20 protein-coding genes are annotated in these 24,948 nt (G+C 69.1%); 10 read left to right on the top strand and 10 right to left on the bottom strand.

What is annotated here, in order from left to right:
• Positions 1 to 2 precede the first annotated feature (2 nt).
• Together ACLF3G_RS04025 and ACLF3G_RS04020 are read right to left on the bottom strand one after the other, a co-directional pair.
• A complete protein-coding gene (locus tag ACLF3G_RS04025; RefSeq protein ID WP_430668032.1) occupies positions 3 to 1,976 on the bottom strand; it encodes a tripartite tricarboxylate transporter permease in 1,974 nt (657 codons plus the stop codon).
• Between the two features lie 84 nt (positions 1,977 to 2,060).
• Entirely contained in the window at positions 2,061 to 3,167 is a 1,107-nt protein-coding gene (locus ACLF3G_RS04020) for a Bug family tripartite tricarboxylate transporter substrate binding protein (RefSeq protein WP_430668031.1), read from the bottom strand.
• A gap of 175 nt (positions 3,168 to 3,342) precedes the next feature.
• On the opposite strand from ACLF3G_RS04020, the gene ACLF3G_RS04015 reads away from it, so the two are divergent.
• Both ACLF3G_RS04015 and ACLF3G_RS04010 read left to right on the top strand, forming a co-directional pair.
• Positions 3,343 to 4,317, top strand: a complete 975-nt coding sequence (locus ACLF3G_RS04015) for a Bug family tripartite tricarboxylate transporter substrate binding protein (RefSeq protein ID WP_430668030.1) — start codon at positions 3,343 to 3,345, stop codon at positions 4,315 to 4,317.
• A 257-nt stretch (positions 4,318 to 4,574) separates the two neighbouring features.
• Complete coding sequence (locus ACLF3G_RS04010; protein WP_430668029.1) at positions 4,575 to 6,032, top strand: pentapeptide repeat-containing protein; 1,458 nt, start codon at positions 4,575 to 4,577, stop codon at positions 6,030 to 6,032.
• 91 nt (positions 6,033 to 6,123) lie between these two features.
• On the opposite strand, the gene ACLF3G_RS04005 is transcribed toward ACLF3G_RS04010, so the two are convergent.
• Complete coding sequence (locus ACLF3G_RS04005) at positions 6,124 to 7,062, bottom strand: LysR substrate-binding domain-containing protein (protein WP_430668028.1); 939 nt, start codon at positions 7,060 to 7,062, stop codon at positions 6,124 to 6,126.
• A 118-nt stretch (positions 7,063 to 7,180) separates the two neighbouring features.
• Between ACLF3G_RS04005 and ACLF3G_RS04000 the strand changes: the two genes are divergently transcribed.
• From ACLF3G_RS04000 to ACLF3G_RS03990, 3 genes are all read left to right on the top strand, one after another.
• Positions 7,181 to 8,437 (top strand): CaiB/BaiF CoA transferase family protein, encoded by a 1,257-nt coding sequence (locus tag ACLF3G_RS04000; protein WP_430668027.1) that lies wholly within the window; start codon positions 7,181 to 7,183, stop codon positions 8,435 to 8,437.
• Positions 8,434 to 9,282, top strand: coding sequence for an HpcH/HpaI aldolase/citrate lyase family protein (locus ACLF3G_RS03995; protein WP_430668026.1), 849 nt, complete (start codon positions 8,434 to 8,436; stop codon positions 9,280 to 9,282). Before ACLF3G_RS04000 ends, ACLF3G_RS03995 begins: the two co-directional genes overlap by 4 nt.
• Positions 9,283 to 9,364: 82 nt before the next feature.
• A complete protein-coding gene (locus ACLF3G_RS03990; protein WP_430668025.1) occupies positions 9,365 to 11,116 on the top strand; it encodes a DEAD/DEAH box helicase in 1,752 nt (583 codons plus the stop codon).
• Positions 11,117 to 11,119: 3 nt separating this feature from the next.
• Here the strand turns inward: ACLF3G_RS03990 and ACLF3G_RS03985 are convergent, their stop codons facing one another.
• Both ACLF3G_RS03985 and ACLF3G_RS03980 read right to left on the bottom strand, forming a co-directional pair.
• A complete protein-coding gene (locus tag ACLF3G_RS03985; RefSeq protein ID WP_430668024.1) occupies positions 11,120 to 12,841 on the bottom strand; it encodes an ABC transporter ATP-binding protein in 1,722 nt (573 codons plus the stop codon).
• A 58-nt stretch (positions 12,842 to 12,899) separates the two neighbouring features.
• Positions 12,900 to 14,483, bottom strand: coding sequence for an ABC transporter substrate-binding protein (locus ACLF3G_RS03980; RefSeq protein WP_430668023.1), 1,584 nt, complete (start codon positions 14,481 to 14,483; stop codon positions 12,900 to 12,902).
• A gap of 143 nt (positions 14,484 to 14,626) precedes the next feature.
• Here ACLF3G_RS03980 and ACLF3G_RS03975 point away from each other — a divergent pair, with 143 nt between their 5' ends.
• The 4 genes from ACLF3G_RS03975 (at position 14,627) to ACLF3G_RS03960 (ending at position 19,039) form a co-directional block, all read left to right on the top strand.
• Positions 14,627 to 14,974: a hypothetical protein gene (locus ACLF3G_RS03975; protein ID WP_430668022.1), complete on the top strand. Its 348-nt coding sequence runs from the start codon at positions 14,627 to 14,629 to the stop codon at positions 14,972 to 14,974.
• Between the two features lie 102 nt (positions 14,975 to 15,076).
• A complete protein-coding gene (locus ACLF3G_RS03970; protein WP_430668021.1) occupies positions 15,077 to 16,072 on the top strand; it encodes a TAXI family TRAP transporter solute-binding subunit in 996 nt (331 codons plus the stop codon).
• Between the two features lie 25 nt (positions 16,073 to 16,097).
• A complete protein-coding gene (locus ACLF3G_RS03965) occupies positions 16,098 to 18,011 on the top strand; it encodes a TRAP transporter permease (RefSeq protein WP_430668020.1) in 1,914 nt (637 codons plus the stop codon).
• Complete coding sequence (locus ACLF3G_RS03960; protein ID WP_430668019.1) at positions 18,008 to 19,039, top strand: amino acid ABC transporter substrate-binding protein; 1,032 nt, start codon at positions 18,008 to 18,010, stop codon at positions 19,037 to 19,039. The genes ACLF3G_RS03965 and ACLF3G_RS03960 overlap by 4 nt, the downstream gene beginning before the upstream one ends.
• Positions 19,040 to 19,058: 19 nt before the next feature.
• Here the strand turns inward: ACLF3G_RS03960 and ACLF3G_RS03955 are convergent, their stop codons facing one another.
• The 4 genes from ACLF3G_RS03955 to phnD are packed head-to-tail and all read right to left on the bottom strand — an operon-like array spanning position 19,059 to position 22,274.
• Complete coding sequence (locus ACLF3G_RS03955) at positions 19,059 to 19,715, bottom strand: chloramphenicol acetyltransferase (protein ID WP_430668018.1); 657 nt, start codon at positions 19,713 to 19,715, stop codon at positions 19,059 to 19,061.
• On the bottom strand, positions 19,712 to 20,494 hold the full coding sequence (gene phnE, locus ACLF3G_RS03950; protein ID WP_430668017.1) for a phosphonate ABC transporter, permease protein PhnE: 783 nt from the start codon (positions 20,492 to 20,494) through the stop codon (positions 19,712 to 19,714). The genes ACLF3G_RS03955 and phnE (ACLF3G_RS03950) overlap by 4 nt, the downstream gene beginning before the upstream one ends.
• A complete protein-coding gene (gene phnE, locus ACLF3G_RS03945) occupies positions 20,491 to 21,354 on the bottom strand; it encodes a phosphonate ABC transporter, permease protein PhnE (protein ID WP_430668016.1) in 864 nt (287 codons plus the stop codon). The genes phnE (ACLF3G_RS03950) and phnE (ACLF3G_RS03945) overlap by 4 nt, the downstream gene beginning before the upstream one ends.
• Positions 21,351 to 22,274: a phosphate/phosphite/phosphonate ABC transporter substrate-binding protein gene (gene phnD / locus ACLF3G_RS03940; protein WP_430668015.1), complete on the bottom strand. Its 924-nt coding sequence runs from the start codon at positions 22,272 to 22,274 to the stop codon at positions 21,351 to 21,353. The genes phnE (ACLF3G_RS03945) and phnD overlap by 4 nt, the downstream gene beginning before the upstream one ends.
• 246 nt (positions 22,275 to 22,520) lie before the next feature.
• Here phnD and pobA point away from each other — a divergent pair, with 246 nt between their 5' ends.
• Positions 22,521 to 23,705, top strand: a complete 1,185-nt coding sequence (pobA, locus tag ACLF3G_RS03935; protein ID WP_430668014.1) for a 4-hydroxybenzoate 3-monooxygenase — start codon at positions 22,521 to 22,523, stop codon at positions 23,703 to 23,705.
• A 54-nt stretch (positions 23,706 to 23,759) separates the two neighbouring features.
• Here the strand turns inward: pobA and ACLF3G_RS03930 are convergent, their stop codons facing one another.
• Entirely contained in the window at positions 23,760 to 24,917 is a 1,158-nt protein-coding gene (locus tag ACLF3G_RS03930; RefSeq protein WP_430668013.1) for a sensor histidine kinase, read from the bottom strand.
• Between the last annotated feature and the right edge of the window lie 31 nt (positions 24,918 to 24,948).

The raw sequence follows: 24,948 nt of genomic DNA, 5'->3' as shown, positions 1-24,948 counted from the left end.
TCTCAGCGGAACGGCCAGGGCAGGTCGTAGTACTCCTGCAGCAGCCCGCCGGGGAAGACCAGGTTCAGCGCGTTCGCCAGCCCCAGCATCAGCCCCGCCGCACCCGCCGTCAGCAGCACCGCCTGGATCCAGGAAGATCGCGCGATGACGCGCAGGAAGACCAGGAAGAAGCCGACCAGCGCGGCGAAGAAGCCGACCACGCCGATAGCGGCCATGAAGCCCAGGAACCAGAACAGGAAGCGCCACGGCCCGCCATCCGTCGCGTTCGCCTCGCCGTCGAAATTGGCGGACCCCGCCGCCACCGGCCCGCGCATCTGCTGCACCAACAGCAGCAGCGCCGCGAGGCCACCGACCACGCCGACGCTGACCGGGAAGATCATCGCCAGGAAGGAGACCTGAAGCCCCTGCTGGATGGCGAAGCCGAAGGCCGCCAGCGTGATCAGCGTGAAGACGATCTGCGGCGCCATGCGCTGCGCCACCGAATCCGCCGCAGAACCCTCGGATTCGATCTTCGTCGCGCCCACCTTGGTGCCGCGCAGGCCAAAATAGATGGACAGCAGCGTGATCGCGCCGATCACCAGCACCAGCGGCCGCGTCACGAAGCCCCAGCCGTAGAACTGCACGGCTTGGTACAGGTAGCGCTCGCCACCCAGCGCCAGCACGAAGCCGATCAGGAACGCCGGGCGGGACCAACCGAAGCGGCGCATGAACATGCCGACCAGGCCCATCGCCAGCAGCGCCATGAGGTCCGCGAAGCTGCGGGTTGCCTGGAAGGCCGCGAAGCAGATGACCATGATCATGAAGGGCGCGATCAGCGCGTAGCGCACTGCCGTCAGCTTCGCGATGCCCGGCGCCAGCAGGATGCACATCGCGGTGCCGATGACGTTGGCGATCGCGAGCGACCAGATGATGGTGTAGGTGACGGACAGGTTCTCGTTCGCCATGCCCGGCCCGGGCTGGATGCCGAGCAGGATCATCGCCGCCAGGAAGATCGCCATCGACCCGGAGCCGGGGATGCCGAACAGCAGCGTCGGCAGCAGCGCGCCGGCGGCGGTGGCATTGTTGGCGGATTCCGGGGCGATGACGCCGCGGATGTCGCCCTTGCCGAATTGCGACCGGTCCTTGCTGGTCTGTACCACGTGCCCGTAGGCGATCCAGTCCACCACGCTGCCGCCGATGCCGGGGATGGCACCGATCAGCGCGCCGATGCCGGAACAGCGCAGCGTCAGCCAGATGTTCTTCAGCGTGTCCGAGACGCCGCGGTACCAGCCCTTCCCGAGCGGGGCGCCCTGTGCGATCGCCCCGCCGCCGCGCAGCAGGTCCAGGATCTCCGGCAGCGCGAAGATGCCGAGCGCGACCGCCACCAGCGGGATGCCGTCGCTGAGGTACAGCATGCCGAAATCCATGCGGTACTCGCTGGTCGCCGGCGCCGCGCCGACCAGGCCGAAGGCGAGGCCGAGGCAGGCGGAGGCGATGCCCTTCACCATGTTGGCGCCCGACAGAACGCCCACCATCGAAAGCCCGAACAGCGTCAGCATGAACAATTCGGCGGAGCCGAACGACAGGATGATCGGGCTCGCCACCAGCACCGCGAAGGTCAGCAACAGCGCGCCGAACAGCCCGCCGATCATGGACGCCGCGAAGGCCGCCGACAGCGCCCGCGCCGCCTGGCCCTGCTTGGCCAGCGGAAAGCCATCCAGCACCGTGGCCTGGGAGGCGGAGGAGCCGGGGATGCCCATCAGGATCGACGTAAAGGTATCCGCCGTCGGCACGATGGCCAGCAGCCCGATCAGCATGGCGAGCGCGGAAGTCTCGTTCATTCCGTACAGGAAGGGCAGCAACAGCGACAGGCCGGCGATGCCGCCCACCCCCGGCAGCACGCCGATCACGAGCCCCAGGCTGACGCCCGCCAGCATGTAGCCCATGTGCTGCAGCGTCAGCAGGCTGCCGAGCGTCGCGAAGAACAGGTCGATCATCGGGTGGGCAGCCTTCGCGTCGCGTGCCGTTAGCGTCGGTCGGACCGGGGGGTGGGCGCCTGCGCGCCACGCCCGCCGGATAACTCAGAAGCGGACGTTGTGGTTGGTCGCGAGGAAGCTCCGTACCCACTCCCGGGCCGCCGGCTGGATGGTGGTGGCGACGCGGTATACCGCGTCCACATCATCGCCCACGGCCTGCTTGTACTCACCCAGCACGTCGCCCTTGCGCGCCTGCAACTCCGGGTCCGCCACCGCATCGGCGAAAGCCTTCTTGTAGGCGGCGACGATGTTGGCCGGCGTCCCGTTCGGCAGCATCGCCGGCTTCTGCCCGGCAAAGCCCGACGCGAAGAAGGCGAGGTAGGCGTCGAACTCGACACCCGACGGCTTGGTGCCGTTCACCATCTCGAAGGCTTCGACGAAATGCGGCAGGTCGGGGAAGGACGGGTCGCGCTGCACGTTGCCCTGGCCGTCCAGCACGCCCCAGGAGAACATCGGCACCGCGGTGCCGGCCTGCACCATCGGCATCACCTGCGTGATGTAGGCGGAGGAGGTTTGGTAATCGATCGTGATCTCGCCGCGCATCAGGCCAAGCCGTCCCTCGCCGCGGCCGCGCATGCCGAAGACGTGGCGGACATTCAGCCCCAGCAGCCGGAAGGCCAGCATCGGCACCAGGTCGAGCGAGGTCGCACCCTGGCTGCCATAGATCAGTTCCCGATCTCGCAGGCGGGCGATCTGGGAGACGTTCTCGATACCCAGGCTCTTCGGCAGGTAGACCACGCCGCCGGTGGGGGAGACGTAGGTCGGGATCATCTTGGTGTAGTCGTAACGCACCCGCGGATCACCCAGCAGATAGGGGAACTGCGTCGAGCCGGAGGTGCCGATGAAGCTGAGGCCATCCGGCCGGGCGCGCTGGAAGAAGGTGTTGGTCCCGGTGATGGACCCGCCGCCCGGCGCGTTGCGCACGATGACGTTGGGCTGCCCCGGCAGGTACTTGCCGAGGTAGGGCGCCATGAAGCGCGCCCACACGTCGCTGCCGCCGGCCTCGGCGAAGGGGATGACGAACTCGATGGTCTGCCCGGCGAAGCTCTGCGCCTGCGCCGCACCCGGCAGTGCGGCGGCAACCCCGAGCCCGGCGCCCAGGCGCATCAGGTCACGGCGGGTGGACAGGAAGGGGGTGGATGGACGTGTCATGGTGAGGTCTCCCGAGTCCCAGGCGGGTTTTCCCCGCGCTCGTTTCCGTCTTTGTCGCAATTCGCGTCCTGCGTCCATCTTCGCGTGTCGCCGGCCGAGGGTGACGCCGCGTGGCTGGCGCGCCATCATGCCTGGCAACGGCCCGCGCAGACGGGCCGGACCGGAGGAGACCACCATGAACCGACGCAACGCCCTGCTGCTGGCCGGCGCCGCACTGACCGTGCCGCAGATCACCCCGGCTCGGGCGCAGGAAGCCTGGCCGGTGCGGCAGGTCCGCATCGTCATCCCCTTCGCCGCCGGCGGCCCGCAGGACATCCCGGCCCGCATCATCGCCGAACGCCTGAGCCGGCGCATGGGCGCCACCTTCATCATCGAGAACCGGCCCGGCGTCGGCGGCGGCCTCGGTGCGCAGATGGTGGCGCAGTCACCGCCGGATGGTGCGACGCTGCTGTTCATCTCCTCCTCCATCTCCATCCTGCCCACCCTGCAGAAGCAATTGAACTTCGACCCGCTGCGCGACCTGGCGCCGTTGACCGTGGTCTGCGACGTGCCCGCCGGCATGATGGTGCGCGCCGACAGCCGCTTCGCAGACCTGCCTTCGCTGCTGGCGGAGGCGAAGGCGAACCCGGGCAAGCTGACCTACGGCTCGGGCGGCGTGGGGTCCGCCAACCACCTGGCCGGCGCGCAGTTCGCAGCGCTGGCGGGCATCGAGACGGTGCATGTGCCCTATCGCGGCGTCAGCCAGGCGGTGAATGCCATCTACACCGGCGACATCGACTTCGTCTTCGGCAGCAGCGTCGAGGTGCTGTCCCACCACCGCCAGGGCCGCGCCCGCCTGCTCGGCATGACGATGCCGGAGCGCGTGCCGGCGGTGCCGGAGATCCCGGCCATCGCTGAATACGTGCCCGGCTACGCCGCGCCGAACTGGTTCGCCATGTTCGCGCCGAAGGGCATGGCCCCGCAGATGATGGCGCGACTTGTCGAGGAACTGACGGCAATGAAGGACGACGAGACGCTGATCGCCCGCCTCGGCCCGGCCGCCGCCATCATCCGCATGGATGGCCCCGGCCCGCTGACGGCGCAGCTTTCCGCGGAGATCCCGCGGTGGCGCGCAGTCATTGAGCGGGCCGGGATCGGCGGCGGGTCATGAACGACTGACCCCCTGCCAATCCTGAGCGGCACCCGTTTGCCATATCTTGCGTAACGGGGGCAAAGCCAATCGCAGTTTCGATCCTGAGGGACAGGTGTGCCTCGCAAGCCTCGCGATTAAGGGTGCAGCTTTGGTCCGCATCCGTCTCGCCGAAGCATAGGCAGGACATTCGCGCCCCGTTCTTGTTGCACACTGAAAAAAGCGTTGAGGCGGCGCTTTGCCCATGATCTGCTAAATTTGGCAGAGAGGCGGGAACCATGGTGAGCAAGATCAAGGTCCTTGCAAGAAGCCTAAGATCCGCAGTCGATTGCCTAATATCAGCTGAAGGCTGGGTGAAGGGCAGCGTCGTCGCGGTTGTCGCCGGCTTGGTCGGTTTTATCAATGATCTTGCGCAGCCCTGGAAGGATGTGCTTGGTAGTGTTTTCCCCTGGCTGCTAAGCCTAAGTGTTATTGCATTTGTTGTCTGGTGGATCAATCATAGAGATTGGCAATCATCGCCCAAGTCAACCTTCTGGCGTCGCCTAATTTTAAGATCCGCACTCTATGGGTCGATTTGTACTCTGGTTATCGGGCCGCTCATGGGTCTGACAAATTCAGCCGAAGATAATCGGGGGGCGCTGGCTAGCACCGTTCCAGGTGCTGCAGACCTGCAGACCTACCTCCTCGAGCGCTTAGATCGATTTGATCGAGCCTTCGCCATATTGACGGACAACGCCGAACGACAAACGGAAGCAGTCGAGGCTGTTCAGGCGTCCATGGACCTGTCACTGGCAATATCAATCGTCGACCGAGCTCGTGCTGCTCGCGACGGATCCGAGCAGGGCCAGGGAGAAGCGCTACGTTCTCTCATGGCAAGGGGACACAGCTTCGCCGGAGCGGACTTCAGCGGCGTATCTCTTAACGGTGCCCATCTCGATAGCATCAATTTTTCTGGTTCAAGGCTTCACTTCCTCAGTCTGAAGTCTGCGTCGCTTGTAAACGCTAATTTTTCGAAATCCGGCCTGCGCTTCGCCGACGTATCTGGTGCAGATTTTTCGAAGGCAGATATTTCGGAAGCGTTTGCACCGTTCTTGATCGCATCAGTCTTAGATGGCCGGCCAACCATTTTTCGTGGCGCGAACCTGAGTGGCGCAAATTTTTTCGCAGCCGATCTTCGTGGCGCTGATTTCCGTGGAGCTGACCTTTCTGGGGCAGCGTTTCCCTTTGCTGATCTTCGCAATGCTGATCTGAGAGGCGCGAACCTCACTGGCGCTCATTTTCCTGGCGCCTTGCTAAACGGTGCACTTTTGGAGAGCGCCATTTTCGATCAAACGAACATGGCCGCCGTCATACTGCGTGCGACAAGTATAACTGCGTCGCAGCATCGTGGCACCTGCCATCACGTAGTCCGGCATCGTACCTATCTCCGAATCGAGCTCGTAGAACGGTGGCCGAGCAGTAGGTTTTCCTCCGGCTATGAATATGACGATATTGCTGCATATTCACAGTTTCCCGACTTCCCGGAACTGCAAAAGCCATCCTTGCCCATCTGCACGAGTGATCCCAATTCGGCAGTCGGATTTCGAGCAGATAGTGCGACAGAACAGCGCATGACCCTCGAGCGAGCCTACCTCGAAAAAGCAGGGCGCGAGTCGGCAGTGAGGATGCGCTTGAGGGAATTTTCTATACGGGTGGGGGCGGCACATCTAGCAGGTCCGCTTTTCGCCCTTCAATAAGGTAACGCACGCCCGGTAAAGCTAATTTACAAACGTCTTAAGCCATATTCATTGCGTTGGCTGCCAAACCGCCACTTGCGGGGCACCCTCCTCACACCAGCGTCGCCGCTACCTTCACCGCGCTCTGCTCCGCCAGGATTTCCCGAATCGCCTGGCGCAGCAGGCGCACGTCGCGGATGCGGCTGAAGCCGGGGCGGTGGAACAGCGCCACGTCGCGCGCCATGCTGCCGTCGCCGATGCGGCGATAGGCCACCATGTCGTCCAGCAGCGCGCCGACCTGCACGGCAAGCTGCGGCATGAAGGAAACACCGACGCCGGCGGCGACCATCTGGCGCAGCGTCTCCAGGCTCGCCGCCTGCAATTCGGGGCGATCCTCCTGCAAACGGGTCGGGCAATAGGCGAGCGCGTGGTCGCGCAGGCAGTGGCCCTCGCTCAGCAGGATCAGCTCCGGCACCGGGATATCCTCCCGGCTCACCTGCTCGACCCGCGCCAGGGGATGGTCGCGCGGCACCACCAGCACGAATTCCTCCCGGAACAGCTTCAGCTCCGTCAGGTCGGGGCCGGGCAGGGGGGAGGCGGCGAGCACGGCGTCCAGTTCGCCTTCCTCCACCTGGCGGGAAAGCTGCCGCGTCAGTCCCTCCGACAGCAGCAGGCGCAGCTTGGGGAAGCGCGCCCGCAGCGGCTTCAGCAGGAAGGGCACGAGGTAGGGGCCGAGGGTCGAGATCACGCCGAGCCGAAAGGTGCCCTCCAGCGGCGCGGCGCCGGCGGCCGCGATCTCGAACATCCGCCGCGCCTCCGCCACCACCAGCCTCGCCTGCGCCACCAGCTCCGCCCCGCGCGGCGTCACCAGCACGCCGCGCGGCGCCCGCTCGAAGCACTCGACCTGGAGCAGCTCCTCGATCTTGCGGATCTGGGCGGACAGCGTGGGCTGGCTGACGGCGCAGGCCTGCGCGGCGCGGCCGAAGCTCAGATGCTCGCCGACCGCGAGCAGGTATTCCAGGTCACGCAGCGACAGGCCGGCGAGGGTCATGGCGAGCATCCTGCCGCAACGATGCGGACCTGCACCAGATACGCTGGCTGGCCGTGCAGGTCGAGCCGGATTGACCCCCCAGGACACCGCGCCTACGCCTTGCGAGGAGGAGACGCGGGTGGAACACACAAGGCCTCAGAGCGCGAAGCGGCGACGCGACTTCGACCCGGCGGCGCGCGGCGCGCTGGACGGTGTGCGGGTGGTGGACCTGTCCCGCCTCGTCGCCGGCAACATGTTGACCAAAGTGCTGGCCGACCACGGGGCGGAGGTGCTGAAGGTGGAACCGCCGGCCGGTGACAGCCTGCGCGCCTGGAAGGTCGGCGGCATCGAGACCGCCTGGAAGACCTGGTGCCGCAACAAGCGCAGCCTGTGCCTGGATCTGCGTCGCGCCGAGGCCATCGCCGTGGTCAAGCACCTGGCCGCCACCGCCGCCATCTTCGTCGAAAGCTTCCGCCCCGGCGTGCTGGAGGAGATGGGGCTGGGGCCGGAGGTGCTGCTGGACCTGAACCCGAGGCTGGTGATCGTCCGCGTCTCCGGCTGGGGCCAGACCGGCCCGTTCCGCCACAAGCCCGGCTTCGGCACGCTGGTCGAGGGCTATGCCGGCTTCGCCGCGCTGAACGGCTTCGCCGACCGCGAGCCGGTGCTGCCGCCGATGTTCATGGCGGACGCCTATGCCGGCCTCTACGGCGCCTCCGCTGCCATGATCGCGCTGCACCACGCCACGGCGACGGGCGAGGGGCAGGTGGTGGATTTGTCGCTGTTCGAGCCGATCTTCGCGGTGCTGGAGCCGCAGATGGCCAACTGGCGCGTCAGCGGCCAGGTGAAGCCGCGCACCGGCAGCCGCAGCACCAACACCGCGCCGCGCAACGCCTACCGCACCCGCGACGGCGGCTGGCTCAGCCTGTCCACCAGCACCCAGGCGGTGTTCGTGCGCCTGATGCACAGCATCGGCCGGCCGGAACTGGTGGACGACCCGCGCTTTCGCTCCAACCCCGATCGGTTGGCCAATATCGAGGTGATCGACGGCATCATCCGTGACGCGCTCGCGCAGATGGACCGCGACGAGGCGCTGGCGAAATTCGACCGGGACGGCGTCACCATCGGCCCGATCATGGACGTCTCCGACCTCGACGCAGATGACTATGTGGCGGCGCGGGAGGCGCTGGTGGAAGTGCCGGATGCGGAGATGCCCGGCGGCTGGCTGCCCATGCATGGCGAGGTGCCGCGCCTGTCCGCCACCCCCGGCATCTTGCGGAATGCGGCGCCGAAGCTGGGCGCCGACAACGACACGATCCTCGCGCCCCTGCTGGGTGCTGCCGAACTGGCCCGGCTGCGCGAAGCGGCCGTCGTGCTGCACGGAGACCCGAAGCCATGACCCGCGCCTGGCGTTCCATGCTGTATGTTCCCGCGAACGTCCCGCGCTTCGTCGCCAAGGCGCCGGGCGCGGGTGCGGATGCGGTGATCCTGGACCTGGAGGACAGCGTCCCCGCCGACCGCAAGGCCGAAGCCCGCGCTGCGCTGGCCGAGGCGGTGCCGCTGGCGGCCTCCGGCGGCAGCGCCGTGCTGGTCCGCGTCAACCGCCCGCTGCGCCTCGCTTTGCCGGATATTGAAGCCGCCATCGAGGCCGGTGCCGAGGGCATCCTGCTGACCAAGGTGCTCGGCCCCGACCACGTCGTGCTCGCCGCCGAACTCCTGGCTGAGGCGCCCCGCCGCATGGTCATCGTCCCGGTGGTGGAGACCGCGGCGGCATTGCTGCGGATCGAGGCGATCGCCCGCGCCCACCCCCTGGTCGCCGGCCTGCTGGTGGGTGCGGAGGACCTCGCCGCCGAGTGCGGCGCGCAGCCGGATGACGAGCTGATCGTGCTGGCCAAGCGCCAGATGGTGATCGCCGCGGTTGCCGCCGGCGTGGCCCCGCTCGGTACCCTCGGCACGGTGGCGGATTTTCGCGATGCGGACCGCATCCGCGACCTGGTGGCCCGCTCCCGTCGCTCCGGGCTGGTCGGCGCCACCTGCATCCACCCGTCGCTGGTGCCGATCCTGAACGCCGGCTTTGCGCCCTCCGAGGCCGAGGTCGCGCTCGCCCGCCGCCAGGTCGCCGCCGCGGAGGCCGCCGCCGCGGAAGGCCGAGGCTCCTTCACCGTGGACGGCATGATGGTGGACGAGCCGGTGCTGATCCGCGCCCGCAGGACGCTGGCCCTGGCTGGCGCCCAGGCCGGGTAAGGCTGGACGCGGGGCAGCCATGCGGCGGATCGGACGGGAATCCGTGCGCCGCCGGGCATAGTGAGGTAAGCAGCGCCTCATAATGCCCTTTCCCGATCTCCCCGAACGTCTCGCCCAGGCCCTTGCCGAGCGCGGCTACGCCGAACCCACCCCCGTCCAGGCCGCCGTGCTGGACCCCGCGACCGCGGGCCGCGACCTGCTGGTCTCCGCCCAGACCGGTTCCGGCAAGACCGTCGCCTTCGGGCTGGCGATCGCCGAGCAGGTGCTGGAAGGCGGCCGCAGCCAGAAGCCGCTGGCCCTGGTCATCGCGCCGACCCGCGAACTTGCGATGCAGGTGCGGGAGGAGTTGGCGTGGCTGTATTCCGGAACCGCCGTGCGGGTCATCGCCTGCGTCGGCGGCACCGATGTGCGGGCCGACCGCCGTGCCCTGGGCATGGGCGCCGAGATCGTCGTCGGCACCCCGGGCCGCCTGCGCGACCACCTGGAACGGACCAACATGGACCTGTCCCAGCTTCGCGCCGCGGTGCTGGATGAGGCCGACGAGATGCTCGACATGGGCTTCCGGGACGATCTGGAAGCCATCCTGGAAGGCGCGCCGGAAACCCGCCGTACGTTGATGTTCTCGGCGACGGTGCCGCGCGAGATCGTGGCCCTCGCCGCCTCCTACCAGCGCGGCGCGCTGCGCATCGCCGCGACCGCCGAGGGTGAGCGCCATGGCGACATCGCCTACCGCGCCATGCTGGTCGGCCCGCGCGAGGCCGAGGCCGCCGTGGTCAACGCGCTGCGCTGGTACGAATCCGGTGGCGCTCTGGTGTTCTGCAATACCCGCGAGCAGGTGAACCGCCTGCATGGCAGCCTGGTGGAACGCGGTTTTTCGGCGGTCGCCCTCTCCGGAGAACTGACCCAGGCCGAGCGTAACCGCGCCCTCCAATCGCTGCGCGACCGCCGCGCCCGTGTCTGCGTCGCGACCGACGTGGCGGCGCGCGGCATCGACCTGCCGGATCTCGGCCTGGTGATCCACGCCGAACTGCCGCGCGACAAGGAAACCCTTCAGCACCGCTCCGGCCGCACCGGGCGGGCCGGGCGCAAGGGCGTTGCCGTGCTGCTGGTGGCCCCCGCCCGCCGCCGCCTGGCGGAACGCCTGCTGTCCAACGCCCGCATCCAGGCTGAATGGTCCAACCCGCCGAGCGCTGAGGATGTCCGCGCCAAGGACCGGGAACGGCTTGCCATCCAGGCCCGCACCGCCGTCGATGCGGTGGCGGAGGAGGACGACCTGGACCTCGCCCGTGCCCTGCTGGCCGAGAAGTCGCCGGAACAGGTGGCGGCCGCGCTGTTCCAGGCCCTGCGATCCTCCCTGCCGGCCCCGGAGGAACTGTCCTCCCTGCCGCCGCCGGCGCCGCGCGCACCGCGCGAAGGGGGCGGGGAGGGGGTATGGTTCCGCCTGTCCATCGGCCGGCACGACCAGGCCGACCCGCGCTGGATCCTGCCCTTCATCTGCCGCCGCGGCGACCTGACGCGGCGCGATGTCGGCCGGATCGAGGTGATGGACCGCGAAACCCGGGTGGAGATCGCCCCCTGGGCCGCCGCGCGCTTCGCCGCCTCGGCGCAGACCGTGACGAACGACGAGGACGACCGCATCCGCATCGAGCCGATGGCGCACGCCCCGGCCCCCAACCGCGCCCCGCCGCGCGAGGCGCCGCGGGTGCCGCGCGAATACCGCGGTCCGCCGCGTGCCGATCGTGGTCCGCCGCCGCACGCCCATCGCGGCCCGCCCCGCAGCGGCCCGCGTCCCGCCGCCGCGGCCGGTGGACCCAAGCGCGGGCCGCAGCGTTAGCGGCTACTCCGCCGCCGCGAACTGCGCGTCGTGCAGGCGGCGGTAGACGCCCTCCGCCGCCAGCAGGTCGCGGTGGCTGCCCTGTTCCGCGATGCCCTGTTCCGTCACCACCACGATGCGGTCCGCATCGCGGATGGTGGCGAGCCGGTGCGCGATGACCAGCGTGGTGCGGCCGCGCGCCAGTTCCGCCAGCGCCTGCTGGATCGCCCGCTCCGTCTCGGTGTCCAGCGCACTCGTCGCTTCGTCCAGTATCAGGATGGGCGGGTTCATCAGGAAGATGCGGGCGATCGCCAGCCGCTGCTTCTGCCCGCCGGAGAGCTTCACGCCGCGCTCCCCGATCAGCGTGTCCAGCCCCTCCGGCATCTCCGCGATCAGCGCGTCCAGCCGGGCGCGGCGGGCGGCATCCAGGATATCCGCGTCGCTGGCACCGAGCCGACCATAGGCGATGTTCTGCCGGATGCTGCCGGCGAACAGGAACACATCCTGCTGCACCAGCCCGATCTGCCCGCGCAGGGAGGCCAGGGTCATGCGGCGGATGTCGATGCCGTCGACGGTGATGCGCCCGGCCTCCACATCGTAGAAGCGCGGCAGCAGGGAACAGATGGTGGTCTTGCCGGCCCCCGATGGCCCGACCAGCGCGATGGTCTGCCCCGGCTCCACCGCCAGGTCCACGCCGCGCAGCACCGGTCGGCCGGGGGTGTAGCCGAAGGTCACGCTCTCGAACCGCACGGCGCCCCGTAGCGCGGGCGCCGGGGTGGCGTCCGGCGCATCGGCGATGTCCGGCTGCGTCGCCAGCAGGTCGAGAAAACTGCGGAAGCCGGCGATGCCCTTGGGGTAGGTCTCGATGACCGCGTTGATCTTCTCGAGCGGCCGGTAGAACACGCCGACCAGCAGCAGGAAGGCCACGAAATCTCCGATGGACAGGCGCCCGGCGACGATGAAGCCGGCCCCCGCCAGCATCACGACAAGCTGCACCAGCCGCATGCCGAGGTAGTTCAGCGTGATGCTGACGGCCATGATCCGGTAGGCGTCCAGCTTGGTGCGCTGGTATTTCTGGTTGTCGTCGGCGAACAGCTTCCGCTCATGCGCCTCGTTGGCGAAGGCCTTGACCACGCGGATGCCGCCGATGGCTTCCTCGATGCGAGCATTGAAGGCGCCGACGCGGCCGAACTGCGCCTGCCAGTTCAACGTCATCCGCCCGCCGTAATGCGCCACCACCCAGCCCACCAGCGGCACGATCGCCGCCGTCATCAGGGCAAGCTCCGGGCTGACCAGGATCATCAGCGCGAAGGCGCCGACGAAAGTCAGCACCGCGACCAGCAGATCCTCCGGCCCATGATGCGCGACCTCCCCGATGTCCTCGAGGTTCTTGGTGACGCGGCCGACCAGGTGGCCGGTCTTCTGGTTGTCGTAGAAGCGGAAGGACAGGCGCATCAGGTGGTCGAAGGCGCGGCGGCGCAGCTCCGTCTCGATGGCGATGCCGAGGACGTGGCCCCAATAGGTGATGATCGCCATCAGCGCCGCGTTCAGCAGGTACACCGCCAGCAGGGCGATGACCGCGAAGCCGATCAGCCGCATGTCCTGCTGCGGCAGCAGATGGTCGATGAAGCCGCGCACCGCCATCGGAAAGCCGAGTTCCAGCACCCCCGACAGCGCGGCGCATCCGAAGGAAATCAGCGCCAGGCGCAGATGCGGGCGGTACAGGCGGATGAACTGGCGGAGCATGGTCGGCCGATACACCACCCGCTGCTGCGCCAGCAATCATCCGTGCGTTACGGCTGTGTCAGGCCCGTCGCACGTTGATCGGCAGCGTCATCCCCTTCTGCGGCGTGGACAGGTTCTTCCGCCAGGCGCTGTCGATGAAGTACTGCCCGAGCGGGATGAAGGGCACGTCCTGCCAGACCTGCGCCTGGATGCGGCGGGCGATGCCCTTCTGCTGGTCGAGCGAGCTGGCATCCAGCCATTCGTCGCGCATCGCCTCCAACTCGGGGCTGGTCGGCCAGCCGAACCAGGCCTGGCGACCATTGGCCCGCAGCAGCGGATGCACGCCGGGGTTTGCCAGGTCCACGCCGCCGAACAGCACCACCAGCGCGTTCCAACCGCCCTGCGTCGGCGGTTCCATCCGACCGCGGCGTTGCAGCACCGTGCCCCAGTCGCTGGTGGCGCTCTCGGCGGCCAGGCCGGACCGCTTCAGCGCATCGGTCAGCACCGTCGTCATGGTGTTGTTGTTCACCACATCAGTCGGATGCAGCACCGTCACCGGCTGGTTGGCGTAGCCCGCCGCCCGCAGCGCCGCGCGCGCCGCATCGAAGCTGCGCGGGCCGGTCAGGGCGCCGATGCCCTCGTCATTGGCCAGGGCGGAGGAGGTCGGGAAGGCGCCGATGCCGTCCTGCCACAGCGCCCGGTCCGTCCCCATGATGGAGGCCATGAAGTCCGCCTGGTTGATCGAATGCAGCAGCGCCCGCCGCACCCCCGGATTGTCGAAGGGCGGGTGCAGGTGGTTCATGCGCAGCGAGGCCATCAGGCCGCCGGCATCGATGCGCTCCACCGTGATGTCGCGGTGGCGTTGCAGGATCGGCCGCAGGTCGGGCGCCACCTGCTCATACCAGTCGACCTCCCCGGCCTGGAGCGCGGCGGCCGCGGTGCCGGCGTCGCTCATCACGCGGAACTCGACCCGTTCGAAATGCGCGTGCTTGGCGCCGCCGAGCAGGTTGGGCGGGTTCGGGTTCGGCACGTACTCCGCGAACTTCCGGTACACCACCCGGGCGCCGGAAAGCCGCTCCTCCGCCACGAAGCGGTAGGGCCCGCTGCCCACGACTTCCGTGAAGGGGCGCGTCGGGTCCACCGTGGCGAAGCGTTCCGGGAAAATGAAGCAGGGGTAGGAGGACGGCTTGCCCAGCGCGTCGATCATTGGCCCAAAGCGCTGCTTCAGGCGGATCTCGAAGCGCCGGTCGTCCAGCGTCGTCATCGATTCGGTGCGCGCGCGCAGCGTCTGGCCCAGCGTGTCGCGCGCCGACCAGCGCGCGATGGAGGCGATGGCATCTTGTGCCCGCACCGGCTCACCGTCGTGGAACCGGATGCCGGCGCGCAGCGTGAAGACCCAGCGCAGGCCGTCGTCCTCCACCACATGCCCCTCCGCCAGCTGCGGATGCATGGTGAAGTCGCTGCCCGGCCCGTACAGCGTGTCCCAGCACATATGGCCGTGGTTGCGGACGCCGTAGCTGGTGGTGTTCAGCGGATCGAGCGTCGTCACATCCGCCTGCGGGATGAAGCGCAGCGTGTGCGCCGCCTCGCCCTGCGCCAAAGCGGGCGCGGCGGGCAGCGCGAGGCCGGCGGCAAGGCCAGTCAGCAGGGTACGGCGATGCATGGCGATCTCCGGCTCGGGTCGGTTGTGCCGCGCAGCATGCCGTCCCGCGCCGCCGCCGCGCAATGGCGCAGCCGGATCTTGAAGCCGCCGCGCCGCACGGCCAAATGCGCCTCCAGGTCCGGGCCCCTCTGGCGCGCCGCGCGATGTCGGACCTCCCTTGCGGCCCCGGCCGCGATCCGGAGGTTTCCTCGATGCACGACCTGATCGCCTTCCTCGTCTCCCTGTTCCTGCTCAACCCGTTGCAGGCCGAGATGCAGTCCCGCCTGGCGGAGGCCAGCGCCCCACCCGCCGTGATGGCCGGCGTCGCCGCCTGCGCCGTCAGCGCCGGCCCGGCCCTGGTGCAGCGCGCGATGGCCGAGCCGATGTGGGCCATCTCCACCGCCTTCCAAAGCTGGATCGGCACGGTGGAGCCGCAGGCGGTGCTGGGACAGGCCGCGCCGGATTGCGTGCCCGCGATGGCGGCCGCGCGCCCCTATCTGCTGCGAAGCTGAGCAGAACGGCCCCGGCCGCCGCGCAAAGCTGCCGCGCCGCCGGTTGCAAGCCGGCCGGGACGACGCGCATGATCGCCCCGCAGACAAACGGGGAGGCCCTCGATGGCCAACATCATTTCACGTCGCGGCGTCCTGCTGCTCGGCGGCGCCGCGCTCGCCACGCCCTTCATCCGCACCGCCCAGGCGCAGCAGACCCTGGAATGGGTCGCGGGGTCCGTCGGCGGCGGCTGGTACACGATGGCGGCCGGGCTTTCCTCCCTGATCGCGGAGGAGAACCCGGGCATCCGCATCCGCGTCGTCCCCGGTGGCGGCCTCGCAAATTCCACCCGCGTCAACAACGGCCAGTCGCCGCTCGGCTGGGGCATCGATGCCTTCACCGCCGCCGCGGCGCGCGGCGAGGAGCCCTACACGACCAAGCATGAGAAGCTGCGCTCGCTTGGCACCGGCTACAGCCCGACCGAGCACAACCTGGTCCGCGCCGTGGGCACGGGGCCGGCGGGAATGCGGGAGATCCTGACCCAGCGCGGCCTCAAGATCGCCTGCCCGCAGCGGTCCTCGACCGATGAGATGACCCTGCAGCGCATCCTGCGCTTCCTCGGCTCCAGCCCGGACAAGATCCGCGCTGACGGCGGCCGCTACCTGAACGGCAGCTACGCCGACATCGCCGCCGCCTATGCCGACGGCCAGGTGGACTACCTGTATTGCGCGCTGGCAAAGCCAGCCGCGATCCTGACCGAAATCGGCCAGGGCCGCCGCGCCTCGCAACTCGTCGGCTTCCCTGACGACGTCCGCAAGCACCTGGCTGACACCTACGCCTATGCCGAGGGCAGACTGCCCGCCGGCACCTATCCGCAGCTGCAATCCGCCGACCTGATGGTGACGACGATGGACAGCGTCATCCTGGCGAACGAGTCGGTGCCGGACGACGCCGCCTATGGCATCACCAAGACCCTGATCAAGAACCGCGGCACGCGGCTGACGCAGATCCACGCCAGCATGGGCGCCTTCGACCCGGCCGTCGCCTGGAAGTACAGCGGCGTGCCGCTGCACCCCGGCGCCGCGCGGGCTTTCCGCGAAGCCGGCGTGATGCCGGCCTGAGCGTAGACCCGGCCGGCGCGGCAGGATGCGGGACCTCGTCGGCCCACTGAAGTGGGTCTGTTGGGCGTGGGCGGCGGCCGCGGCGGCCGTCCACCTCTATTTCGGCGGCACGGGCTTTCCCGAGCCGATCCAGATGCGCGGCTTCCACCTGCTGGTCTTCACGCCGCTGTTGTTCCTGCTGTACCCGGCGTTGAGGACCCGTTCGCCGAAGCGCCGGCCCTCGGTGCTGGACTGGGTCTGGGCGGTGGCGTCCGGCATTCCGCATGCCTGGGTGATGTGGAACTGGATGGCGGTCGCCGACCGCATGGAATACGTCGACCCCTTCACGCCCACCATGATGGCGCTCGGCATCCTCGCCATCGTCACGCTGCTGGAGGCGATACGGCGCGCGGTCGAACCCGGCCTCGCCCTCATGGTCGCCATCTCGCTGGCCTACATGCAGTGGGGCTGGCTGGTGCCGGGGATGCTCAACGCGCGGCCCTTCACGCCGGCCGAGATCGTCGAGGCCTCCTGGCTGGTGCCCACCGCCGGCGGCGTCTACGGGCCGCTGACCGGCATCGTCGCCACCATCATCGCCGTCTTCATCCTGTTCGGCAGCTTCATGCAGGGCAGCGGCACCGGGCGGCTGTTCTCCAACTTCGGCACTGCCGTCGCCGGGCGCTATTCCGGCGGGCCCGCCAAGGTCGCCGTGGTGACCTCCGGCCTGTTCGGCACGATGAGCGGCTCCTCCGTCTCCAACGTCATCACCACCGGGTCGATGACCATCCCGCTGATGATCCGCGTCGGCTACCGCCCGGCGGTTGCCGGCGGAATCGAGAGTGCCGCGAGCGTCGGCGGTGCGCTGATGCCGCCGGTGATGGGCGCGGCGGCCTTCGTCATGGCCGAGATCACCAACATCCCCTACGGCAACATCCTGGTCGCCGCCGCGGCCGGCGCGGTCCTGTACTACTTCGCCATCCTGTCCGCCGTGCATTTCGAGGCGAAGAAGCTCGGCCTCGCCCCGGTCCCGATCGCCGAGATCCCGGCGTGGCGGGAGGTGCTGGCGGATGCGCACCTGGTCATCCCGATCGGCGTGCTGGTCTGGCTGATGACGGAACGCTGGTCCGGCAATTTCGCCGCCTTCTGCGCCACGCTCTCGATGGTCGCCGTCGCCTTCCTGCGCCGGCGCAGCCGCATGACGCCGATGCAGGTGGTGGAAAGCCTGGCGCGCGCCGGCCTGACCATGGCGCCGCTGGCCGTCACCATCGCCGGAGCCGGCATCGTCGTCTCCGCGCTGACCGCCACCGGCATGGTCGTGGCCTTCGGCGGCATCATCAAGGAGTTGGCCGGCGGCAATCTGGCGCTGCTGCTGGTATTCCTGGCGATCACCGTGCTGGTGCTCGGCATGGGCATCCCGACGACACCGAGCTACATCATCGCCGCCGCCATCGGCGTGCCGCAGGTGCTGGAACTCGGTGCGTACCTCAACGTCGACATGCTGCAGGCGCACATGTTCGTCTTCTATTTCGCGGTGCTGGCGGATACCACGCCGCCGGTTGCCGCGGCGGCCTTCGCGGCGGCCGCGATCGCGAAATCCAGCCCCTCCATGACCGCGCTACACTCCTCCCGCTTCGCCATCGCCGGCTTCGCGGTCGGCTTCGCCTTCATCTACGACCCCGGCATCATGATGCGCGGCGGGCTGGTGCAGATCATGCTGTCCATCTCCATCATGGCCGGCGCGCTGGTGCTGTTCACCTCGGCCTATGCGGGGTTCCTGCTGGCGCCGATGGGGACCATGCTGCGCCTGCTGCTCGGCGCGCTCGGGCTCGCGGTCGCCTTCCTGCACGCGATCCCGGACAGCGCCAGGCTGCTGCTGGCGGTCGGCGCGCTGGGCGCCGTCGCGGCATGGCAAATGGTGGCGGCTCGAACCGCGCGCCGCATATCGGGAGAGAAAGCATGATGGGTAAATCGCTCGCCGCCTTCGGCCTGGCGCTGGGCCTGGCGCTGCCCGCAGTGGCGCAGACCATGGCACAACCCGGCCCGACGCTCACGGCGGTGCGCGCCAAGGGCTCGGTCGACTGCGGCGCGCATCCTGGCGCGCCCGGCTTCGGCGTGATGGACAGCCGCGGCATCTACACCGGCCTTGATGGCGACACCTGCCGCGCGATTGCCGCCGCCGTGTTCGGCGACGCCGCCCGCGCCCGCTTCGTCGTCGTCACCTCCGCGGCCCGCCTGCCGGCGCTGCAATCCGGCCAGATCGACGTGCTGCCGCGCACCACCACCTGGACCCAGTCGCGCGATACCGCGAACGGCCTGAACTTCACCGCGGTGAACTTCTACGATGGCCAGGGCTTCCTGCTGCGCACCAGCCTCGGCGTTACCCGCGCGGCGCAGCTCGGCGGCGCCACCTTCTGCGTGACGTCGGGCACGACCAACGAGCTGAACCTGGCGGACTGGGCGCGCAGCAACAACCTGGCGATCCGACCGGTGGTGTTCGAGCAGAATGACGAGACCCGCATCGCCTACCAGTCCGGCCGCTGCGACGTGTTCACCACCGATGCCTCGCAGCTCGCCGGCATCCGCTCCGCCCTGCAGAACCCGTCGGAGCATGTGGTGCTGCCCGACATCATCTCGAAGGAACCCCTGGCCGTCGCGGTGCGGCATGGCGACGACCAGTGGTTCGACATCGTCCGCTGGACCGTGTTTGCCCTGATCGAGGCGGAGGAGCTTGGCGTCACCCAGGCCAATGTGGACCAGATGCTGGCCAGCCCGCGCCCGGAGATCCGCCGCCTGCTCGGCGTTTCCGGCGACCATGGCCCGTTCATCGGGCTAGACCGCCGCTGGGCCTACAACGCCATCAAGGCGGTCGGCAACTACGGCGAGATCTTTGAGCGTCACCTCGGCCGCAACACGCCGGTGGGCCTGTCCCGCGGCATCAACGACCTGTGGACCCGCGGCGGCCTGATGTACGCGCCGCCAATCCGCTGATCGTGAAGCCTTCTGCCCCTCAAGGGGGAGAGGGTTGGGTGCCGACGTCGTAGCGGGCGCAGAAATCCTCGGCGGAAAGACGGCGCATATCCGCCAACCTCTCCGCCAGCTTTTCCCGCGGCCAGTCCCACCAGGCGATCCGCAGCAGGCTCGCCTGCACTCCCGGTGTGAAGCGGTAGCGCAGCACCCGCGCCGGATTGCCGACCGCGACGGCGAAGGGCGGAATGTCCTTCGTCACCACCGCTCCGGCGCCGATCGCCGCACCGGTGCCGATGGTCACTCCCGGCAGCACGATCGCGCCATGCCCGATCCAGACATCGTGCCCGAGCGTGACATGGTGTTCGCGCCGCCAGTCGAAGAACCCGGCCTCGTCCTCGCCCAGGCCATAGGCGCTGGCCCGGTAGGTGAAGTGGCTCAGCGCCACGCGGTCCAGCGGATGGTTGCCCGGGTTGATCCGCGTGTGGCTCGCGATCGAACAGAATTTCCCCACAGTCGCGTAGATGATCTGGCTGTCGTTCACGACATAGGCGTAGTCGCCGAAGCTGGTCTCCGCGACGCTGCTGCGGGCGCCGACCTCCGTATAGCAGCCGAAGCTGCTGTCCCTGACGTTCGCCGTCGGGTGGATCAGCGGCGCCTCGCCAAGCTGCTTGCGGGCGCTGTCGGGATCTCGGGTCATGCGCGGATCAGCCTCAATCGCAGCTGCCGGCTGCCCCAGTCGATGAGGCCGACGGCGACCAGGATCATCAGCACGATGAACGCCGCCTCGTCCCAGTTGTTCAGCCGGATGCGGTCGGACAGCGCCAGGCCGATGCCACCGGCGCCGACCACGCCAAGGATGGTGGCGGAGCGCGTGTTGCTCTCGAAGGTGTAGAGCACCTGCGCCAGCATCACCGGCCCCGCCTGAGGCAGCAGGCCGTAGCGGATGGCGTGCAGCCGCGACCCGCCGGCCGCCCGCACACCCTCCACCTGCTGACGTTCCGCCGCTTCCAGTGACTCGGAGAACATCTTGGCCAGCAGCCCGATATCCGGCAGTGCCAGCGCCAGGATGCCGGCGAAGGGCCCCATGCCGACGGCCGAGACGAAGATCAGCGCCCAGACCAGGCTGTCCACCGCCCGCAGCCCGTCATAGGCGCGGCGGATGGTGAACCTGGCCAGGACATTGCCGATGATGTTGCCGGCGCCGAGGAAGCTCAGCGGCAGCGCCACCACCACCGCCAGCAGCGTGCCGAGGAAGGCCATCGCGACCGTTTCCGCCAGCGCGCCGAGCAGGTCGCGCAGCGCGCCGCCCGGGCTCGGCGGCCACATCAGCGCCAGCAGCCAGCCAAGCTTTTGCATCCCCTCCAGCAGCCGCGCCGGCGCGGCATCCACGCGCCACAGGCCGAACAGCAGCAGGAGGAAGCCGCCGCCGAAGATCAGGGCGGTCGAATGTCGTGCAAGGAAGGTCGGGGCCATCATGCCGCGCGCAGCGCCTCCGCGCCGATGATACGGTGCCGCAGCCGGCCGCAGAGCAGGTCGATCAGCGTCACCGTCAGCAGGATCAGGATCAGGATGGCGGAGATGTCGGGGTAGGAGAATTGCCGCACCGACAGGTACAGCTCCTCCCCGATCCCGCCGGCGCCGACGATGCCGAGCACGGACCCCTCCCGCACGTTGATCTCGAAGCGCATCAGGCCGAAGGACAGCAGGCCGGGCAGGGATTGCGGCAGCACGCCGTAGCGCATCGCCTGGCCCCAGCTTCCACCGGCGGCGCGGATCGCATCGACGCTGCGCAGATCGGCGTTCTCATGCACCTCGGCGAACAGCTTGCCGAGCGCGCCCATGGTGTGCAGCGCCACCGCCAGCACGCCGGCCAGCGGGCCGAGGCCGAAGGCGTAGACGAAGATCAGCGCGAAGACGAGCGTCGGCACGGTGCGCGCCAGCTCCAGCACGCGCCGCACCACCTCCACGGACCAGCGTGGCGCCAGCGTGGTCGCCGCCGGAAAGGACAGCAGCAGCGCCGCCGCGGCGCCCAGCACGGTGCCGGTGTAGCCGATCAGCACGGTGTCCAGCAGCAGGCCGACCCACAGGTCGAGCCCCCACATCCATTCCGCCAGGTCCGCCCGCAGCGTGGACAGGCTCAGCGCCGGCAGCGTGCGGCCGATGTAGTCCAGCGCCATAGGCAGCCCGGCCGCCAGCCGCGCCAGGCTGACCTCCCCCACCTGCGCCGCCACCGCGACGGCCAGCAGGAACACCGCGGTCCAGAGGGAGGAGAAGGCACGGCGGCGGCGCCTGGCGCTGGTCCAGGCCGCCTCCGCCGCAAGCCGCGCGGACGTCACGAGCCGCGCTGGCGACGGCGCTGGAGATTGTCCCCGACCACCGCGATGACATCGAGGTAGTCGGCATGCGTCGTCGGCACCAGGCCGGCGGCGCCGGAGGACGCGACGCGGAACGCCTCCGGGTCCCGCTCCGGCATGGCGAAGACCGCCTCCGCCCAGTCCCGCCGCAAATCCGCCGGCAGGTCGCCGCGCATCACCCAGGGCGAGTTCGGGATCTGCGGGCTGGTCCAGACGATGCGCGTGGTGCCGGGCTGGATCATGCCCTTCTCGATCATGCGCTGGATGTTGCCGCGTTCCTCGTTCGACCAGAAGGTGGCGGCGGCATCGTAGGTGCCGTTGAGCACCGCGATCACGCTCTGCTCGTGGCTGCCGGAAAAGCCGGTGCGGCTGAAATGCCGGGCCGGATCGAAGCCCGCCCGGCGCAGGAAATAGGACGGGAAGGCGAAGCCGGAGGCGGAGTTGGGATCGGCGAAGGCGAAGGACTTGCCGGCCAGATCCTCGATTCGGCGATGCGGGCTGTCGGCGCGGACGAAGACCACGCTGTGATAGCCCGTGGCCCCCGCCGCATCGCGGTCACGGGCATAGGGCACCACGCCGTCCCCCATCACCCGGTGTGCCAGCGCATAGGCCGCCGGCCCGAAGCGGGCGAATTCGATGTTGCCGCCGCGCAGCGCCTCCACCACCCCGGCGTAGTCCGTGGCGCGGAACACCCGAAGCGGCACGCCCAGGCTGCGCTGGATGTAGTCCTGGAACGGCTGCTGGCGCGCGATCGCGTCGCGCTCGTTCTCGGCCGAGGATACGCCGAGGCGCAGCTCGCGGATGCTGGCACGCCAGCCGGCCTGCGCCTGGGTTGGCCTCGCGACCAGGGGCGTTGCGAGGATCGCGGCAGTGGCGGCGAGCGTGGTGCGGCGACGGATCATGCGGCGTTTCCCGTTCGGATGGCGCCGTCTAGCGCGCCGGCTGTTGCAGTTGCTTGACACCGGCATGACCATGTCGGGACGACCTGCGATCCGCGCGCGCCTTTGGCAGATTGGTCCGGAGGATTGGCCAGCAGGATGGTCAAACAGCGCCTGATTGTTATGCTTCAAAACAATTCCTGCCCCACCCCGTTGCCAAGCCCGGCCGCCGCGGCACATACGGGCCAAGGACGAAGGAGACCCAAGGCGATGCGCACCCAGGTCGGCATCATCGGCGCAGGCCCCGCCGGGCTGCTGCTGTCCCACCTGCTGCACCTGGCCGGCATCGACAGCGTGGTGCTGGAAGCGCGGTCGCGCTCATACGTTGAGGAGCGCGTCCGCGCCGGCCTGCTGGAACAGGGCAGTGTCGACACGCTGACCGAGGCCGGCGTGGCGGACCGCCTGCACCGCCAGGGCCTGGCGCATCACGGCATCGAACTGCGCTTCGACGGCACTGGCCACCGGATCCCGCTGACCGACCTGACCGGCAAGGTCGTCACCATCTACGGGCAGCAGGAGGTGGTGAAGGACCTGATCGCGGCGCGGCTGGCCGCCGGCACGTGTTCCGGCAACCCGGCCATCCTGTTCGACGTCACGGATGTCGCGGTACACGATGTCACCTCCGACGCGCCGCGCATCAGCTTCACCCATGACGGCGTGGCGCAGGTGCTGGAGTGTGCCTTCATCGGCGGCTGCGACGGCTTCCACGGCATCTGCCGCGGCGCCATCCCGGCCGACATCATCCGCATCTACGACCGCATCTACCCCTTTGCCTGGCTCGGCATCCTGGCGCGCAGCAAGCCGGTGTCCGAGGAGTTGATCTACGCCCGCCACCAGGACGGTTTCGCACTGGCCACCATGCGGTCCGAGACCGTCACGCGCCTGTACCTGCAATGCGCGCCGGACGAGGATCTGGCGCTGTGGCCGGATGCGCGGATCTGGGCGGAACTGCACAAGCGCCTCGGCTGCGGTCCTGAACTCCAGGAAGGCCCGATTTTCCAGAAGGGCGTCACCGCCATGCGCAGCTATGTGGTGGAGCCGATGCGCCACGGCCGCCTGTTCCTGGCCGGCGATGCCGCCCACATCGTGCCCCCGACCGGTGCCAAGGGCATGAACCTCGCCATCGCCGACATCCGCGTGCTGGCCCGCGGCCTGGAGCGCTTCTTCGCGAAGGGCGACGCGACGCTGCTGGAGCAGTACTCGGAGATCTGCCTGCGCCGCATCTGGAAGGGCCAGCGCTTCTCCTGGTGGATGACCTCGATGCTGCACCGCTTCGACGGCGACGACCGCTTCGAGCATCGGGTGCAGGTGGCCGAACTCGACTACGTCTCCACCAGCCGGGCCGCCATGACGACGCTGGCCGAGAACTACGTGGGCCTGCCCTACGAGGTTTGAGCATTTCCAGGTCCGGCGCGTACGCCGGACGACCAGGAAACTGCGTCTAGGCGCCTAGCCGGACCGCAGCCGGATCGTCATTTCCAGCCGCGTGCCGCCGCTGTCGCTGTTCCAATGCACGGCGGAGCCGAGCTGGCGGCCGAAACTGTCGATCATCCGCATGCCGGTGCCGCTCGTCTTCCGCGGCAATGGCAGCCCCTGGCCGTTGTCCCACAGGCTGAGCTTGGCGCGCTGCACCGACTCCGCCTCCAGCTTCAGCCCGACCCGGCCCGGCCCGTTGCCGAAGGCGTGCTTCAGGCTGTTGGTGATGAACTCGTTGACCGCGAGGCCTAACGGCGCCGCCTGGTCGGGGGAGGCGATCAGCCCGTGCTGCACTTCCAGCACCAGCTGGATGCGTGCCGCGCCGCCCTCATGGAAGCCGAGCAGCCCGGCGCTGAGCTGCGCCAGGTATTCGCCGAGATCGATCTGGTCCACCTCGCCGGACAGATGCAGCTTGTCGTGCAGCAGGCGCAGCGCCTCCACCCGCCGCGCCACGCCGCGCATCGCCGCCCTGCTTTCCGGCGCGCGGAGCTGGCGCGATTGCAGGTCCAGCATTGCCACCATGACCTGCAGATTGTTCTTCACCCGATGCTGCAATTCCCGCAGCAGGCGCTCGTTGTCCTCTGCCTTGCGGCGCAGCTCCGCGCTGGCGCGCAGCCGGCCGACGGCGGAGGCCAGCATGTTGGCGTAGGTCTGCAGGAAGGAGATGTCGGGCGGCCCGAACGCCTCCCGCTGACGGCTGTCCACCTGCAGCACGCCATAGGGCGGCGTGCCGTCCACGCCCATGATGACGACGCAGACCGCCGACTGGCTGCCATGCTCGCGCACGAAGTCCGGGATCTCGAAGCGGTCCTCCCGGTTCAGGTCGGGCGAGACAACCGCCTGCCCGGTACGGAGCGCCAGCCCCTCCGGCCCATGCGCCATATCCGTGCGGACCCCGCCCACCACGCCGGGCTTCCAGCCGACACCTTCGCGCACCAGGAGGGTCAGCCCATCGGGCTGCAATTCCACCACCTTGGCGAGGTCGGTGCCAAGCGCCTCGCCCACCAGGCGGCAGGCTTCGTGAAGGATGTCGCCGAGATCATCGCAGCGCAGCGCGAACTCGCCGAACCGGGCGAGAGCCGCCTGCTGCGCCAGCAATTCCTGGGGGTCGGCCTGGGTGTTGGTGGACATGCGGGCCCAAAAGCCTGGATCGGCAAGCGGT

Source organism: Falsiroseomonas sp. HC035 (genome assembly GCF_050563525.1).
GTDB lineage: Bacteria > Pseudomonadota > Alphaproteobacteria > Acetobacterales > Acetobacteraceae > Falsiroseomonas.
This window is presented reverse-complemented; position numbering and strand designations above follow the sequence as displayed.